Below are 14,282 nucleotides of genomic sequence, written 5' to 3'. Positions count from 1 at the left end.
AAAGGTCTCGGTCACCCACGCCCCCAGTCGCTCGGCCCAGCCTGCCGGTGTGGTCCGGGTGAGGATCACGGGAGACAGGGTGCCGTCGTCGTTCGGGATGTTCAGCGTGAGGGTGTTCCCGTGGACGGTCCCGAGCCGTCCTCCACCCAGGAGATGGTCGTCGTGCCGGTCGTATCGCCCCCGGAGAAGGTGGCGGGCCCGCTGGGCGGCGCCATGACGGCATACGTGACGACGGCGATGGCGAGCAGCACGCAGGTGAGCAGCGCCCACCAGGGGTTGAGGCGACGGCCGCGAGCGCGGTGGACGACCGGCGCGTGGTATGTCCGCGCGCCAAGGCCCGCGCCCCCGCGGCTGACCCGAGAAGCGAGAGCCGCCTGGGGCGAGTGCTCACGTGATCCCCCTGCGCAGCGGCAGGCTGGAGTTCACCCCCGGCCCCTTCTGCACCTTATCGGGCCCTACCAACAACCAACCGCTGGTTTACGTGCGCGGACCACGCCCCCGCGCGAAGTACGCGATCGGGCCCACGTAGTTGATCCCGATGACCAGCGCCCACACCGCCTTGCTCCCGTTGACGGCCGCCGCCGGGCGCCGAGCGAGGTCGATCCACGCGCCGGCGGCGAGCGCGAACTGGACCGCCGTCGACACCCGCAGCGCGGTCTGCTGCCGCGGGCTCATGTCGCTCCATCGCTGCGCCTTCATGGCCTTCATGGTGTCTCCCCTGCTCGGTGGTGGCCCGTGATCGGTGGTCCGGGGCCGTCCCCTCCATCGTGCCGGTCGTCGGGTCCCGGTGCAGGGGCGAACGGCCCACCGCGGGAGCGTCGGCCGCGGCCGGACGCGCACCCGGACCGGGCCTTTCGCCCCTGTTCCCATGCGCGAGGCGGCCGCCACGCTGGTGCTCTCGACGAGTGGGGGCACGTGGCCATGCGGACATCTGGAACCGGCACGACACGTTCGGTGCGAGCGGCGGCGCTGCGAGCGGCGGCGCTCGTCGGCGTGCTCGCGGTGGCCCTGCTGTCGGGGTGCGACAACAACGCCACGTCGCCCGCGCCGTCGTCGGGCACGTCGTCCGGCGCGAGCAGCACGGCCTCGCCCAGCGCGTCGGCCGAGCTCATCACCGTGCCCGTCTACTACGCGACGGACACGGGCACCGACCTCAAGCTCGTCCGGGAGTTCCGTGCGCTGCCCGACGCCGGCGGGCCGGCGCTCACCGCCGCGCAGGCGGTGCTGGCGGGGGAGCCGCTCGACCCCGACTACACCGGGCTCTGGGACCCCGCGGGCACCGTGCTGGGGATCGACGAGTCCTCGGGACAGATCGAGGTCGACCTCTCGGCCGAGGCGACCACCACGACGACCGGGTCGGCCGGCGCCGAGCTGGCCGTGCAGGCGCTCGTGTACGCCGTGACCGGGGCGCTGCAGACCGACGAGCCGGTCCGGATCCTGGTCGAGGGGGAGCCGGTCGACGAGCTGTTCGGCGTGCTCGACGTCCGCCAGCCGATCGCCCGCGCCGACCCGCTCAGCGTGCGCCTGCTCGTGCAGTTCAACGACCCGAACGAGGGCGACGTCGTCGGGTCGCCGGTGGCAGTGTCGGGCGAGGCGGCGGTGTTCGAGGCCACCTTGCCGTGGCGCGTCGAGACTCCCGACGGCGCGGTCGTGCAGGCCGGCGTGACCCAGACCGCCGAGGGTCAGACCTTCTCGCCGTTCTCGTTCGAGGTGTCCCTCGAGCCGGGTGAGTACGTCGTCATCATCACCGAGGACGACCCGTCCGACGGCGCCGGCGGTCCGCTGCAGTCCGACTCGCGGGGGTTCGTCGTCCAGTAGCCGGCCGGACCCGGCCGGGCGCTCGTTAGCCTCACCCGGTGACCTCCTACCGCATCGCCCTGGGCGTCGGGCTCCTGCGCCCCGGCACCCTGCCCGACGACGTCTTGCCCGCGGCGGCCGGTGCCGCCCGCGCGACGACGACCGTCGAGTCGTACGACCTGGCGATCGTGCGTGGCCAGGCGCGCATCAACGTCCGGTTCCTCGCCCAGAGCAACGAGGAGGCGGTCGTGGTCGCGCGGTGCGTGCTCGCCACCGTCCGAAAACTGGCGTCCGTGACCGGTCCGGACCTGGCGCGCCAGTACGGTCCGCGCTGGCACCCGGTGTCCTGGGTGCCCTGAGCCCCGCGAGAAATCATCCGCACGAACCCCTCAGAGCCGGCGTCCCCGGCCGAAGGGAACTGTGCGAGGTCTTCTGACGACGTGTCCATCGACTTCGACCGTGACGACGGTGGACGACGACGCAGGGACCGGACCGACCGATGGAGTGCACGCAACCGACCGTGACCCGGCGAGAGCTTCGCCTGGCCGCGGCGCGCTGCACCCAGGTGGACCCGGTCTCGGTGACTCGGCGGGACCTGCGCCTGGCCGAGAAGCGGGCACAGCGTCGGCGTCTTGCCCCCGTGCGACCGGCCAGCTCCACCGCGATGGCGGTCACGATCGCGCTGACGGCCGCGCTGCTCGGCTGCGGCGCAGCGCAGGGGTATGGCGATCACCAGGTCCGGGTCGCGCAGCAGCGCGTCGAAGCGGCGGTCGCCCTGGCGTTCGCGAACCGGGTCCGCGCCGATCGCGCCGATGGTGCGCGCCTCGGCGGCGCCGCGATCGCGTTCGCGACGGTCAAGCGGAGCGAAGCCGTCGGGCACGCGCGCGCGGTGGTCGCGCAGGCGGTGTCGGCCCGGGCGACGTCCGCCCCGGACGTCACGCCGGAGACCCTCACCCCGCTCGACGACGCTCTGGTGAGCCTCAGTGCACTGATCGAGGCCGCCCCGATCGCCCCGGTCGCCCAACCTGCGCCCGTGCTGTTCGAGCTGTCCGCGACCGCTCCGGCCGACGACCCGTTCGCCCTGGGCACCCCCGATCCCACCGCCACCACCGCCGACCGGCCGGCGGGCTCGGCAGGGTCAGCCGTCCCGGCCGGGGCGACGAACCCGTCCAAGCCTGCTGCGGCGCCCGACGCCGCCCCGCCCGCCGGGACCACCGCGAAGGCGGACGCCGACGCCGGGACCACCGCCATGGAGGCCGTGGACCTCGGTCTCAGCGCCCAGATGCTCGTGGCGGCCCAGCTCGTCACCGACCTGTCCGCACAGGTCCAGGCCGTCGCCGAGACGAACGTGGCCACCGCGGCCGCCGCCGCGGAGCAAGAAGCCGCGCAGGCTGCCGCAGCCGAAGCCGCCCGGGTGGCTCGGGAAGCTCAGCGGGCCGCCGCGGCGGCGGTCGCGCGCAAGGTCGAGGCGGTCAAGGACTCCCCGAACGGGGCCATCCCCGCCGACCTCCTGTGCGGGGTGTCCTTCGACGACTCCGCCCTCATCCGGTGCGACGCGGCGCAGGCGCTCGAGCTGCTCGCTGCCGGGTACCGCGCCGAGTTCGGCAGCTTCCCCGGGATCGTCAGCTCGTACCGCTCGTTCTCGGAGCAGATAGCGGTTCGGCAGTCGCGCGGCGGTCTGGCGGCGGTGCCCGGCTCGTCCAACCACGGTCGGGGCCTGGCGGTCGACTTCGCGAACTTCGGCTCGGTCGGCCAGTTCAGCGCGCCGACCTACCGTTGGATGTCCGACCACGCCGACGAGTTCGGCTGGCACCACCCCGCGATCATGGAACCGGGCGGCGGCGGGCCGCAGGAGCCGTGGCACTGGGAGTTCGACACCGACTGACCCTGCCTACGGCGCCGCTGGCGCCCGGTGCAGCTCGACCCCGAGCGCGTCCAGCAGCTCGGCGGTGCCCTGCTCGCGGTACTCGGGGCGGTCCAACCCGTCGAGGTACGCGCCCTGCTCGGTGAACACCAGGCGTGTGCCGACGCCGTCGGGCCAGAGCTCGATGGTCACCACGGACACGGAGATCCGCCGACCGTCGAGGCGCAGGTCGTAGGTGTACACGATCCGCTCGTCCGCGACGATGTCCTGGAAGACGGCGTCGAGCTCGTGGACCGGGCCGCTCGTGGGCCCGCCGCGATTGACCTCGCGCCCACCCACCCGGAAGTCCATCGACCACTGCGGGCGGACCCAGTCGCCGGGCCCGGCGAACCACCGGCCCTTGACCGCAGGATCCGCGAAGGCGGCGAACACCTGGGCCGGCGGCGCGCCGTAGACGCGCTCGATGACGAAGGTCGCGTGCACGGTGCGGCGCTCGGACATGACCTACTCCCCCGGTGGTGGGCGATCGCGGTCCCGGCTCGGCTGGACCCGCTTCGGCTCGCCCGGCATCTTGGGGTACTCCGGCGGGTACGGCAGGTCTTCCTGGCCGTGGTCACGCTCGTCGGCGTCGGCGAGCTCGAGCAACGGCTCGAGCGAGTACGCGAGCCGGTCCGGCTCGCCCGCGGCGGGGGCGCTCAGGGCCGCGAACAGATCTCCGACGGCGGCGAATCGCGCGGGCATCGTGATCACGTCGAAGTCGGTCGGGACGACGTCGGCCACCTCGTCCCAGCGCAGCGGCGCCGACACGGTCGCGCGCGGGTTGGCACGCACGGAGTAGGCGGACGCGATGGTCCGATCTCTCGCCATCTGGTTGTAGTCCACGAACACCTTGACGCCGCGCTCCTCCTTCCACCAGTTCAGGGTCACCTGGTCGGGCAGGCGGCGGACGAGCTCGCGGCCGACGGCGATCGTGGCGCGCCGGGCCTGCGTGAACGTCCACCGGGGCTGGATCGGGACGAACACGTGCAGGCCGCGCCCACCGGATGTCTTGGGGTAGCCCTCCATGCCGAGCTCGTGCAGCAGGGCGCGCAGCTCGGGGGCCACGCGTGCGGCGTCCGAGTAGTCGGTGCCGGGCTGGGGGTCGAGGTCGATCCGGAGCTGGTCGGGGGAGTCGACGTCCGCGCTGCGCACGGGCCACGGATGGAAGGTGAGCGTGCCCAGGTTGGCCGCCCATGCCACCACCGCGAGCTCGGTCGGGCAGACCTCGTCGGCGGTCCGCCCGCTCGGGAACGCGATCGTCGCGGTCTGGACGTAGTCCGGGGCGCCCTGCGGGACCCGTTTCTGGAAGAACGCGTCCCCGGTCGAGTCCGTCCGGGTGGCGAGCCGGGCGCCCTCGAAGACCCCCTTGGGCCAGCGTTCGAGCGTGGTCGGACGGTCCCGCAGGGCGCCGAGGATGCCGTCCCCGACCACGAGGAAGTACTGCACGACCTCGAGCTTCGTCAGGCCGCGTTCGGGGAAGACCACCCGATCCGGGCTGGTCACCCGAACCGTGCGGCCTGCTACCTCGAGCTCTGCTGCGGGCGTCGTCGCGCGTGCCATGGCCCCACGCTAGCCACGGGCGGGGGGTTGTGCCGGGGTTAGGCGGCCGAGGCGAGCGGGGCGACGGTCGGGGCCGTGATCGCGGCGGTCGCCACCTGGAGCTCGCGCAGGACCGAGAGCAGGATCCGGTTGAACGCGGCGGGCGCGTGGCTGTTCACGTCGTGCCCCGCGCGGGGCACGACCGTCAGGCTGGTACCGGGCAGGGCCGCGAGGTACCGCCGCTCGTCCAGGCGCAGGAGGTCCCGCTGGCCGTTGACCAGCCACACCGGCTCCACCATCTGGCGCAGGTCCGCGAGCGAGGAGTGGCCCTTCATGGCCGCGAGCATGTCGGCCACGACGTGCCACGAGCCGCCGGTCGGACCCCAGGCCCGGTCCACCTGGATGGACAGGCTGCGATACGCGGCCAGGGGCTTGCCGCGGATCTCGGTCGAGCACCCGGAGAGCACGACGCCGGCGACCGAGCCGCGGTGCCGCGCGGCATACGCGAGCGACGTGTAGCCGCCGAGCGAGAGCCCGACGAGCAGGGGCGGCGTCGCGCAGCTGCTGACCGCCGCGTCGATCGTGCGCATCGCGCCCTGGAGCGTGAATCGCTCGGCCGATCGAGCGCCATGACCGGGCAGGTCGACCGCGACGGACTCATGACCCTCGAGATCCATCGCCGCGATCTGGGCTGACCAGATGGCCGAGGACGTGCGGAGTCCGTGGACGAAGACGATGGGCGCGATGGTGAGGCCGTTCCAGGAGGAGGGCGCGGCCAGGTCCGGAGATTCTCAGTGTGGTCGCACCGCGCTTCGTCGACCCTGAGAGACGAGATGCTAATCGACCATCCTGGGAGAAACCTGAGGTTTCCGGGCACGACGAACGGCCCGTGGCCGCCGTCGGCGACCGCGGTCCGTTCGTCCCGGTGGGGGGTCAGGCTTGCTGGGTCAGGCTTTCTGGGCCTGGCTCGCGTGCTCGATGGTGCAGTCGGGCCCGGGGAAGATCAGGGACTCGTGCCCGTTCTCGTACCGGACGAGGTAGGGCGGAGCACCGGCCTCCCCGTGGATCTCGATGACTTCGGCCAGCTGCTCTGTCTGCCCGACCGCCCGGCTGTGCACGTGCAGTCGGTCCCCGATGGCTGCCTGCATGGCTGCTCCTTCCGTCGTCTTCCCACTGTGCACCTGGGGGACCAGCGAGGGAAGGGGCGAACGGTCTACGCGCGCCTCACGTGTAGCGGTGGCTCGTCTCGGAGTGTCCGAGCGGACGCTTGCACGCCTTGCCGGCCATGCTCCGGTGACCGCACAGCTCGGGGCTGACCTCGTCCGTCACGGTGGGGGTGGCGGCGACGGCGGCGGGCTTGCGCGACTTCGCGGGTGCCTTTGCTCGGGTCTTCGACCCGGTGGCCGGTTCGGTGGCCGGGGCGCTGGATCGGGCCGGCCGGCTGCCAGCTCCCGAGTGCGCCGCGTCGTACTTGGCGGCGCGCATCGCGCGCTGGGCGTCGAGTTTGCTCATGATCTCCAGGGTAGAGGACTCGCGCCCCGCCTCCGGTGGGTCGTCCCCACCCTGAGGGTGCACCCCCGCAAGATCAGGGCCCGGTCAGGGATGTACCCGATGGACCCGGGGCGGTGGCGGGACCAGGCTGAAGGCATCCGAACATCGGACCGCGTCGACCAGGTAGTCAGCAACACGTCTTCCACCGGGTCGACGAACGTCAACGACAGAGAGCAGACGAACCACCGTGACCGACCTCCATGACTCCTTCGCACGACAGGGGCTCATCCGCCCGCGCAACGGCCGCGTCCTGGGGGGCGTGTGCAGCGGGCTCGGCCGCCGCTTCGGTCTCGACCCGTGGCCGGCCCGGCTGCTGTTCCTCCTCGTCCTCATGGTTCTCCCGGGCAGCCCGCTGGTCGTCTACCCGATCCTCTGGATCCTCATGCCCTCGGAGGAATGGGTCGGCGGCACGGCCGATGCGTACCGCGCGCCGTCCGAGGGCCGCCCGGGCATCTAGCGGCCGGCAATCGGCGTCGGGCAATCGGCGTCGGGCAATCGCCGTCCGACGGGCGACCCCGATGTGACCTGGGCGTCGTCGTCGGGCAGAGTGTGCCCATGAGCGGCCAAGACGAGTCGCGCCCCGGTCCGGAGAAGTCCTCCCGGACCTCGTTGGAGCTCGTGGCCGGCGGCCGGGACGCCGCGGTGGGGCGGGACGGGTCCGACGAGCTGTGCCTCGTGGCCAGCACGTCCTCGGCGCGGACGGCGCGGCACTGGGTGATGAACGAGCTCGCGGCCGAGGGGGTGTTCGGCGCCGACAACCAGGTCGTCGAGCTGCTCACGGGCGAGATCGTGGCCAACGCCGCGCTGCACGGCCCAGCCGACGGCCAGATCCGGGTTCGCGTGGGCCGCGCAGGCCTTGTCGTGCGGGTCGCGGTCCGCGACGAGAGCATCGCGGTTCCGGTCGTGCGCCACCCGGAGCCGACGGCGGACAGCGGCCGTGGGCTCGAGCTCGTCGACTCGCTCGCGACGGCGTGGGGCATCCAGCAGCACGGCGACGGCAAGACGGTCTGGTTCAGCGTCGACCTCGAGCCGTCCTAGGCTCCCCAGCGGCGCCGAGCCGTTCCAGCCTCCGCAGCGGCGCCTAGCTCGATCTCGACGGCCAGCGCCCGGTGGTCCGACATGCCGAGGTCCAGGCCCGCGCCGTCGGACGTGGGGTGCACGGCGCCGCGGCCGAGGATGTGGTCGAGCTGGCGGACCGGTGCCGTCACGGGGATGGTGCCCGCGTTCGCGAGCGGCCGCATCCCGGTCGCCCGGGCGGGCCAGGCACCCGCCAGGTTCAGGTCCCCGAGCACCACGAGCGGGCCGGGCAGGTCGCGGGCGTGACGCAGCGCGTAGCGCAGCTGCAGGACGTTCCAGCCAGGGATGAGCGTCAGGTGCGTGGTCAGGACGGTGAGCGGGCCGTGGGCGGTCTCCAGAACGGCGGCGATCGCGGCCCGCGGCTCGTCGCGGACGATGGTCGGCCGGGGGCTGCCGGGCAGGAGTACGGGGATCCGGCCGTGCAGCACGGGCAGGTGGATGGTGCGCCACTCGCGCACGGGGATCCGGCTGAGCAGCGCGACACCGTAGCTGGGGCCGTCGAGCGGGCTGTCCTCGGCGGCGGGCGACCAGCGGGGCGGGGCGCCGGCCATCGTCGCCACGTACCGGTGCTCGAGCGCACCCATCGCGTCGGCCGCGACCGCCGCGAGGTCTGCACCGTGCGAGCGCGGCTGGCCGCGGTCGACCTCCTGCAGCGCGAGCACGTCGGCATCGAGGGTCCCTACCGCCGCGGCGAACCGGTCGACGTCGACCAGGCCGTCCGCGGGGGACTGACCGTGGAGGATGTTGAATGTCGCAAGCCTCATCGAGGGTGGATCTCTTCCGTTGTGCACGTCAGGGCCGCCGTCGATCGTAACGAAGTTCGGTGGAGCGACCGCGACCCCCTAGGGGCAGGCAGGAATCCGCGCGGTGAACGCACGGGGTCGGGGGTCCGCGTGCGCCCGTCAGCCGCCGTAGCGCCGGGCGAAGTTCGCCAGGATGCGGGGCGGCACCCCGACCTGTGCGTCCCGCACCCGGGCGATGACCTGGTCGGCCTCGTCGGGCGGAAAGTAGCCGGCGTGGCGGTAGGTCTTGATCCGCAGCGTGATCCCAGGGATGTCGAGCTCGGGGTGGAACTGGGTGGCGTACAGGTTCTGCTTGACCCGGAACATCTGGACCGGGCACGTCGGCGAGGACGCCAGCAGGGTCACGTGGTCCGGCAGCGACCGGCACGCCTCCTTGTGGCCGACGAGCGCGTCGAACGTGGTGGGGATCCCGGCGAGGAGAGGATCGGCACGCCCCGCGGCCGAGAGCGTGATCGGCACCGCGCCGATCTCCTCGGCGAACGTCGAGTCGATCACGGCGCCCTGGTGGACCCCGAGGGTGCCGACGCCGTAGCAGGCACCCAGGAACGGGAAGTCGCGGTCCACGATCTCGTCCAGCAGGACCGACAGCTCCGACTCGACGCGCCGCTGGACCGCGGACTTCAGCTCGATCGGATCGCTCGAGTTGAACGGGCTTCCCCCGATGAAGGCCCCCGCGTAGTGGTCGAGATCGAGCGGCGGCAGCGGCTCGGCCTCCATCCGCAGGTGGACGAGGCGTTCGGGGGGCAGCCCGGCGTAGCGCGCGAAGGCGGCGTACTCCTCGGCGGCCGCGCGGTCGTCCGCCCGCGTGGACAGGAGCAGGAATGGCTTCATAAGCCGCGAGCGTAGGCGCGGATCCCGCTCGGGTCGGCCAGATCGCGCCGCGCCGTCAGCTCAGAAGGGTGAACTGCTTGCAGAGCCGTCCGCCGGGAGGGTGACTTGGCGCCCGTAACCCTTGTCAATACCATTCCGCGGTCGATAATCCACATACCATCGGCCAGTCTCGATGGGCCAGGCGGCGGTGCGGTCGGACGAGATGAGGCGGCGATGGTGGGGCGAACTGGCACCACGCTCGTCCCGACGGGGGAGTTCGGACCGTTCGACCTGCTCGCCGACCTCGCCCATGGGATGTACATCGACGGCTACTCCGAGCGTTCGGTCCGCGCCTGCCGCGCGGGGGTGGTCCTCACCCTGGCAGCGGGCGACCGGGTCACGACCCAGTTCCTGCGGTACATCGAGGGCGTCGCCCTGCAGGAGGTCGGCCGGCACCGCGAGGCGGTGACCGTGGCCCTCGACCTGCTCGACGAGCTCGAGGACGAGCCGGACCCCCTGTGGCGGGCCAAGGCCCTGGCGCTCCTCGCGGAGGCCTCGGTCCAGGTCTCCGAGGTCAGCCGGGCGATGGATGCGCTCGCGGAGGCGACGTGGATCGTCGCGCACACCACGCCCGGCCTGTACAGCCACCTCTCGGCGAGCATGGCGGTCGCCCTCGCGCTGCGCGCGGTCTACCTCTTCGAGCAGGCCGACGCGATGCTCGCCGGCATCGAGACCGTGGGCAACCTCGAGGCGGACCTCTTCGTGGTCCAGGAGCAGGCGCTGCTCAGCGCCTACTGGGCGACGACCCTGCTCGTCGTCGGGGACCCCGCCGCCGCAGCCCCGCAGCTCATCCGGGCCGCGGAGCGAGCGCTGCGGATGGGTCGCGTCGCGGCGAGTGCGGGCAACGTGGAGATGGTCGCCCGGGCCGAGGTCATCGAGGCGTACGCGTTCAGCAAGCTCGGGTACGTGGGCTTTGCCGCCGGGCGTGTCCGCGAGGCCAGCACGCGGTTCCGGTTGCGCGACGAGCTCATCGAGACGAACCTTGCGCGACTGGTCCTCGGCGAGGCCGCGACCCAGGACGGCGACTTCGCTGCCGCCCGGATGCACCTCGGCGCGGCGTGGAAGAGCGCCCAGCGTGCCAGTCGCGACATCTGGTCGGCCGCCGCCATGGAGGCGATGGCCGACGTCGACGTGGCCGAGCACGGCCAGCACCCGGCGGTCGACCTCTGGAAGCAGCTTGCCCGCGAGGCGCTCGGCCGCGTGTGGGTGGAGCGGGACGGGCGGTTCACGTCGCTCCAGACCCGCAACCAGGTCCGCGCGCTGACCGCCGAGACCAGCCGGATGGGGCAGGCGGCGCTGCTCGACCCCCTCACCGGGCTGGGCAACCGGCGCATGCTCGCCGGTGCCGTCGACCAGGCCGGCGACGACCTCGCCGCGGTGTTCGTCGACGTCGACCAGTTCAAGCTGGTCAACGACCACTTCTCGCACGCCGTCGGGGACGAGGTGCTGCGCCGGCTGGCCGTGATCCTGCGGGCGCACTGCCGCGCGGACGACGTCCTCGTGCGGTACGGGGGCGACGAGTTCGTCATCCTCGTCTTCGGCGGCGGGCTCGCGGCCGAGGAGGTCGCGGACCGGCTGCACCATGCCGTGCGGCACGCCCCGTGGGGGCTCATCGCGGCCGGTCTCGCGGTGACGGTCTCGGTCGGGGTCGGTCGTCCCGTCCCGGCGCACGGCGCGATCGCCGCGGCGGACTCTGCCCTGTACGCCGCAAAGCGGGCAGGTCGGGATCGCGTCGTCGCGGTCTGAGCCTGCTCTCTCAGAGCGGAAGGCACGGGTCGCGGTGCACGTCAGGGGGCTTTCGGGGCAACTGGGTACCGGACTGTGATGCGGCCGGGTTGTGCATACCGTTCCCCTGCGCCCCGCTCTGCGCTAGGCTTGCGCGTGAAGTTGCTGTGCATCGAACGTCTTAAACGCTACGGCTTCGGCTGGAGCGCCTTGTTCCTTTCCCGGAGCGGACGACGAACACTGCGACGAGCGACCCCGACAGTCGGGGTCGACCGAACGCTCCTGGAGGAGATTTTCTAATGGCTACTGGCACCGTGAAGTGGTTCAACGCCGAAAAGGGCTTTGGCTTCATTGCTCCCGACGACGGCGGCGCTGACGTCTTCGCCCACTACTCCGCGATCTCGAGCAGCGGCTACCGCTCGCTCGACGAGAACCAGAAGGTTGAGTTCGACGTCACGCAGGGCCCGAAGGGCCCGCAGGCCGAGAACATCCGCCCCCTCTGATTTCATATCTCAGGGTGTGACGGGCCTGTCTGACAGGCTCTAGAACCTCGCGAATGCCCCGGCCTTGCGCCGGGGCATTCGTGCGTCCGGGGCCGGTTCGTGCGTCCGGGGCCGGGTCGGCCGTGCCGGCGGGGCTCAGGGCAGCTGGCTGACGTCCACCTCGAAGTCGTAGCCGTCGAGCACTCCGGCCGCGTGCTCGTAGGCAGCTGACGTCGCGGTCGCGAGGTCGGGCGCCTCGCCGAGGACCTCGAACCGGACCTGCCCACCGGGCAGCTCGTGATCCTCGCTCGCACCGAGCGCATCACCCATGCCGAGCCGCTCGTCGTCGTCGAGCACGGGCGAGACGATGATCCGGGCGAGGTAGGCGGGCATGGGTCCATCTTGACCGAACCGGTGCCGGAATGGGATTCCTGCGTGAACCCGGCGTAGGTTCGACGGTCATAGGTCTGGCCAATCCGCGAGGCGATGTCGTAAGCAGGTCGGGATGAGTGGGAAGCAGATCGATGAGTGAATCCGAAGACGGGCCGCCGGTCGAGGGCTCAGCGCACGCCGAGGTCCGCCGGGACGGGACGGCCGAGCTCGTCGCCGACGGCACCGTGCACCGCTTCGCGGCCGCGAGCGTGGGGGCTGCGGGCGGCATGGTCACCGAGTTCATGGCGCGCCGCGCCGCCGACGAGGGCCGGGTGCTGACCCTGAGCATCGAGGACCCGGACGGCGAGTGGCTGCTGACGATCCACCCCGACGGTACCGTCGAAGAGGCCGACAGCCCGCTCGTCGAGAGCCGTGGCCACCGCGGGCCGACCGGGCCCGACGACGGGCCCGACGACGTGCCCGACGCCCCGTCGCGCGTCGCCGCAGCCGCCCCGGAGCGGGTCCGCTCGCGGCACGGGCTCCCGACGCTCGACGACCTGCTCGCGACCCGCCCCGAACCGCCCGCCGGCCCGGCCGAGTGGGGCTGGCGCCGCAGGATCCGGCACCTGACCTTCGGGTCCATCCACCCCGCCCCGGGCCGCGCCGAGCGGATCCACCGCGACGCGATCAGCTCGGTGCAGCGCAGCCTGGACGGACCCAAGACGGTGGTCGTGCTCAACCCCAAGGGGGGCGCGCACAAGACGACGGCCACGCTGCTGATCGCGGCGACGTTCGGGATCCACCGGGGTGGGTACACCCTCGCGTGGGACAACAACGAGACCCGCGGGACGCTCGGCTGGCGATCGGCGCACGCGCGGCACGCGAACACGGCCGTGACGCTCCTGCGGGACCTTGCGCGGTTCACCGACCTGCGTTCGGCGCGGGTGGGCGACCTCGACAACTACGTCCGCTCGCAGGGTTCGGCGCAGTTCGACGTGCTCGCCTCGGACGAGGACGCCGCCTCGGCCGCGTCGATCGACGCGGCGGCGTTCACCGCGCTCCACCGCACGCTCGTGCGGTTCTACCGCGTGATGGTCATCGACACGGGCAACAACATGCGGGCCAGCAACTGGCAGGCCGCGATCAAGGCCGCCGACCAGCTCGTCATCGTGTCGACGGTCCGCGAGGACACCGCGCAGTCGGCGGCGTGGGCGATCGACGCGCTCCGGGCAGCCGGGTACGAGGACCTCGTGAGCCGCGCGGTGACGGTGCTGTCCGCTCCGGGGGACGACGTCGACGCCAAGCTCCGCGCGCGCCTGCACCACCACTTCGGGCAGCTCACCCGGGTCGTCCTCGACGTGCCGCACGACCCCGCCCTGGTGCCCGGCGGGCCGCTGCTCGTCGAGTCCCTCCAGGAGGGCACGCGCGAGGCCTGGCTCAAGGTCACGGCCGCCGTCGCAGACGGCCTCTGACGGCGAAGGCCTCTGACGGCTCGCGGGATCCGGGTGCAAGTAGCGGCCGGGTCGCGACACAGTGTCCATGTAGGTAGCCGCGCTCTGTTTCGTAGCCGCGCTCTGTTTCGTAGCCGCATTGTGCTTCTTAGCCGCACTGTCTGGAGATCTCCGTGCCCTCCCGCGACGACGCCTGGTTCGAGGGCCTCTTCCGTGCTCATGCCACCGCGCTGTACCGGTACTTCGTCCGACGCGGACCCCGCGACGACGCCGAGGACCTCACCGCTGACGTGCTTGCCATCGCCTGGCGGCGCCGCGACGACGTGCCCGACGGCGCGGAGCTGCCCTGGCTGTACCGGACCGCGGGCTTCGTGCTCGCCAACCATCGGCGCAAGGGCCGGCCGGTGCCCGTCGGGGACGTTCCCGACGAGGTGGATGACGCCGACCCGGCCACGCTGGCCGTCGACGACGTCGAGCTGCGCGCCGTCCTCGCGGCGCTGAGCGTGCGCGACCGCCGCATCCTGGTGCTGCACGGGTGGGAGGGTCTCGGCGCCGACGAGCTCGCCGCGGTGCTGGGGATCTCGCGCGGCGGGGCCGACGCCGCACTGTCTCGGGCACGGGCCCGGCTGCGCGAGGCCTGGACGGAGCGGCTGGGCGCCTGATCGCCGTCGGGCAGGTGCCGGGCACCTGCAAGTAGCCCCGCGCTCGGGAC

Annotated in this window: 18 protein-coding genes; 9 read left to right on the top strand and 9 right to left on the bottom strand. The window is 72.5% G+C overall.

What is annotated here, in order from left to right; genetic code table 11:
* Nucleotides 1–477: 477 nt before the first annotated feature.
* The gene (locus VTA80_RS07240) at nucleotides 478–708 is read right to left on the bottom strand and encodes a PLD nuclease N-terminal domain-containing protein (RefSeq protein WP_407344723.1); all 231 of its coding nucleotides are present in this window, start codon (nucleotides 706–708) and stop codon (nucleotides 478–480) included.
* Nucleotides 709–921: 213 nt separating this feature from the next.
* Between VTA80_RS07240 and VTA80_RS07235 the strand changes: the two genes are divergently transcribed.
* The 3 genes from VTA80_RS07235 (at nucleotide 922) to VTA80_RS07225 (ending at nucleotide 3,682) form a co-directional block, all read left to right on the top strand.
* Nucleotides 922–1,818: a Gmad2 immunoglobulin-like domain-containing protein gene (locus VTA80_RS07235; RefSeq protein WP_407344722.1), complete on the top strand. Its 897-nt coding sequence runs from the start codon at nucleotides 922–924 to the stop codon at nucleotides 1,816–1,818.
* 38 nt (nucleotides 1,819–1,856) lie between these two features.
* A complete protein-coding gene (locus VTA80_RS07230; RefSeq protein WP_407344721.1) occupies nucleotides 1,857–2,156 on the top strand; it encodes a hypothetical protein in 300 nt (99 codons plus the stop codon).
* A gap of 161 nt (nucleotides 2,157–2,317) precedes the next feature.
* The gene (locus tag VTA80_RS07225; protein WP_407344720.1) at nucleotides 2,318–3,682 is read left to right on the top strand and encodes a D-alanyl-D-alanine carboxypeptidase family protein; all 1,365 of its coding nucleotides are present in this window, start codon (nucleotides 2,318–2,320) and stop codon (nucleotides 3,680–3,682) included.
* A gap of 6 nt (nucleotides 3,683–3,688) precedes the next feature.
* Here the strand turns inward: VTA80_RS07225 and VTA80_RS07220 are convergent, their stop codons facing one another.
* The 5 genes from VTA80_RS07220 to VTA80_RS07200 form a co-directional block, all read right to left on the bottom strand.
* Entirely contained in the window at nucleotides 3,689–4,162 is a 474-nt protein-coding gene (locus VTA80_RS07220) for an SRPBCC family protein (protein ID WP_407344719.1), read from the bottom strand.
* A gap of 3 nt (nucleotides 4,163–4,165) precedes the next feature.
* Nucleotides 4,166–5,260 carry a non-homologous end-joining DNA ligase gene (ligD, locus tag VTA80_RS07215; RefSeq protein ID WP_407344718.1) on the bottom strand — a complete coding sequence of 365 codons (1,095 nt, stop codon included), beginning with the start codon at nucleotides 5,258–5,260 and terminating at the stop codon, nucleotides 4,166–4,168.
* A gap of 38 nt (nucleotides 5,261–5,298) precedes the next feature.
* Nucleotides 5,299–5,976: an alpha/beta fold hydrolase gene (locus tag VTA80_RS07210; protein WP_407345716.1), complete on the bottom strand. Its 678-nt coding sequence runs from the start codon at nucleotides 5,974–5,976 to the stop codon at nucleotides 5,299–5,301.
* Nucleotides 5,977–6,186: 210 nt separating this feature from the next.
* Nucleotides 6,187–6,387 carry a DUF1918 domain-containing protein gene (locus VTA80_RS07205; protein ID WP_407344717.1) on the bottom strand — a complete coding sequence of 67 codons (201 nt, stop codon included), beginning with the start codon at nucleotides 6,385–6,387 and terminating at the stop codon, nucleotides 6,187–6,189.
* 76 nt (nucleotides 6,388–6,463) lie between these two features.
* Complete coding sequence (locus VTA80_RS07200) at nucleotides 6,464–6,751, bottom strand: hypothetical protein (RefSeq protein WP_407344715.1); 288 nt, start codon at nucleotides 6,749–6,751, stop codon at nucleotides 6,464–6,466.
* 226 nt (nucleotides 6,752–6,977) lie between these two features.
* Between VTA80_RS07200 and VTA80_RS07195 the strand changes: the two genes are divergently transcribed.
* Together VTA80_RS07195 and VTA80_RS07190 are read left to right on the top strand one after the other, a co-directional pair.
* A complete protein-coding gene (locus tag VTA80_RS07195; RefSeq protein ID WP_407344714.1) occupies nucleotides 6,978–7,247 on the top strand; it encodes a PspC domain-containing protein in 270 nt (89 codons plus the stop codon).
* A gap of 98 nt (nucleotides 7,248–7,345) precedes the next feature.
* A complete protein-coding gene (locus VTA80_RS07190) occupies nucleotides 7,346–7,828 on the top strand; it encodes an ATP-binding protein (protein ID WP_407344713.1) in 483 nt (160 codons plus the stop codon).
* On the opposite strand, the gene VTA80_RS07185 is transcribed toward VTA80_RS07190, so the two are convergent.
* Complete coding sequence (locus VTA80_RS07185; RefSeq protein WP_407344712.1) at nucleotides 7,825–8,631, bottom strand: endonuclease/exonuclease/phosphatase family protein; 807 nt, start codon at nucleotides 8,629–8,631, stop codon at nucleotides 7,825–7,827. The two genes, VTA80_RS07190 and VTA80_RS07185, sit on opposite strands and share 4 nt — an antisense overlap.
* Nucleotides 8,632–8,769: 138 nt before the next feature.
* The gene (locus VTA80_RS07180; protein WP_407344711.1) at nucleotides 8,770–9,501 is read right to left on the bottom strand and encodes a glutamine amidotransferase; all 732 of its coding nucleotides are present in this window, start codon (nucleotides 9,499–9,501) and stop codon (nucleotides 8,770–8,772) included.
* 213 nt (nucleotides 9,502–9,714) lie between these two features.
* Here VTA80_RS07180 and VTA80_RS07175 point away from each other — a divergent pair, with 213 nt between their 5' ends.
* Both VTA80_RS07175 and VTA80_RS07170 read left to right on the top strand, forming a co-directional pair.
* A complete protein-coding gene (locus VTA80_RS07175) occupies nucleotides 9,715–11,286 on the top strand; it encodes a GGDEF domain-containing protein (RefSeq protein ID WP_407344710.1) in 1,572 nt (523 codons plus the stop codon).
* 278 nt (nucleotides 11,287–11,564) lie between these two features.
* Nucleotides 11,565–11,768, top strand: coding sequence for a cold-shock protein (locus tag VTA80_RS07170; protein WP_130102167.1), 204 nt, complete (start codon nucleotides 11,565–11,567; stop codon nucleotides 11,766–11,768).
* 135 nt (nucleotides 11,769–11,903) lie between these two features.
* On the opposite strand, the gene VTA80_RS07165 is transcribed toward VTA80_RS07170, so the two are convergent.
* Nucleotides 11,904–12,140 (bottom strand): hypothetical protein, encoded by a 237-nt coding sequence (locus VTA80_RS07165; RefSeq protein WP_407344709.1) that lies wholly within the window; start codon nucleotides 12,138–12,140, stop codon nucleotides 11,904–11,906.
* Nucleotides 12,141–12,271: 131 nt separating this feature from the next.
* Between VTA80_RS07165 and VTA80_RS07160 the strand changes: the two genes are divergently transcribed.
* Both VTA80_RS07160 and VTA80_RS07155 read left to right on the top strand, forming a co-directional pair.
* Nucleotides 12,272–13,591, top strand: coding sequence for a MinD/ParA family protein (locus VTA80_RS07160; RefSeq protein WP_407344708.1), 1,320 nt, complete (start codon nucleotides 12,272–12,274; stop codon nucleotides 13,589–13,591).
* Nucleotides 13,592–13,743: 152 nt separating this feature from the next.
* Nucleotides 13,744–14,232, top strand: a complete 489-nt coding sequence (locus VTA80_RS07155; RefSeq protein WP_407344707.1) for an RNA polymerase sigma factor — start codon at nucleotides 13,744–13,746, stop codon at nucleotides 14,230–14,232.
* The last annotated feature ends 50 nt before the right edge of the window (nucleotides 14,233–14,282 follow it).

Source organism: Pengzhenrongella phosphoraccumulans (assembly GCF_045689905.1).
Taxonomy (GTDB): Bacteria; Actinomycetota; Actinomycetes; order Actinomycetales; family Cellulomonadaceae; genus Pengzhenrongella; species Pengzhenrongella phosphoraccumulans.
Note: the sequence above shows the minus strand (reverse complement) of the source record. Positions and strands in the feature narration are given on the sequence as shown.

Coding starts and splice junctions, on each gene's coding strand:
- VTA80_RS07240 (WP_407344723.1), bottom strand. CDS start 708: ATGAAGGCCATGAAGGCGCAGCGATGGAGCGACATGAGCCCGCGGCAG.
- VTA80_RS07235 (WP_407344722.1), top strand. CDS start 922: ATGCGGACATCTGGAACCGGCACGACACGTTCGGTGCGAGCGGCGGCG.
- VTA80_RS07220 (WP_407344719.1), bottom strand. CDS start 4,162: ATGTCCGAGCGCCGCACCGTGCACGCGACCTTCGTCATCGAGCGCGTC.
- ligD (WP_407344718.1), bottom strand. CDS start 5,260: ATGGCACGCGCGACGACGCCCGCAGCAGAGCTCGAGGTAGCAGGCCGC.
- VTA80_RS07205 (WP_407344717.1), bottom strand. CDS start 6,387: ATGCAGGCAGCCATCGGGGACCGACTGCACGTGCACAGCCGGGCGGTC.
- VTA80_RS07200 (WP_407344715.1), bottom strand. CDS start 6,751: ATGAGCAAACTCGACGCCCAGCGCGCGATGCGCGCCGCCAAGTACGAC.
- VTA80_RS07190 (WP_407344713.1), top strand. CDS start 7,346: ATGAGCGGCCAAGACGAGTCGCGCCCCGGTCCGGAGAAGTCCTCCCGG.
- VTA80_RS07185 (WP_407344712.1), bottom strand. CDS start 8,631: ATGAGGCTTGCGACATTCAACATCCTCCACGGTCAGTCCCCCGCGGAC.
- VTA80_RS07180 (WP_407344711.1), bottom strand. CDS start 9,501: ATGAAGCCATTCCTGCTCCTGTCCACGCGGGCGGACGACCGCGCGGCC.
- VTA80_RS07175 (WP_407344710.1), top strand. CDS start 9,715: ATGGTGGGGCGAACTGGCACCACGCTCGTCCCGACGGGGGAGTTCGGA.
- VTA80_RS07170 (WP_130102167.1), top strand. CDS start 11,565: ATGGCTACTGGCACCGTGAAGTGGTTCAACGCCGAAAAGGGCTTTGGC.
- VTA80_RS07165 (WP_407344709.1), bottom strand. CDS start 12,140: ATGCCCGCCTACCTCGCCCGGATCATCGTCTCGCCCGTGCTCGACGAC.
- VTA80_RS07160 (WP_407344708.1), top strand. CDS start 12,272: ATGAGTGAATCCGAAGACGGGCCGCCGGTCGAGGGCTCAGCGCACGCC.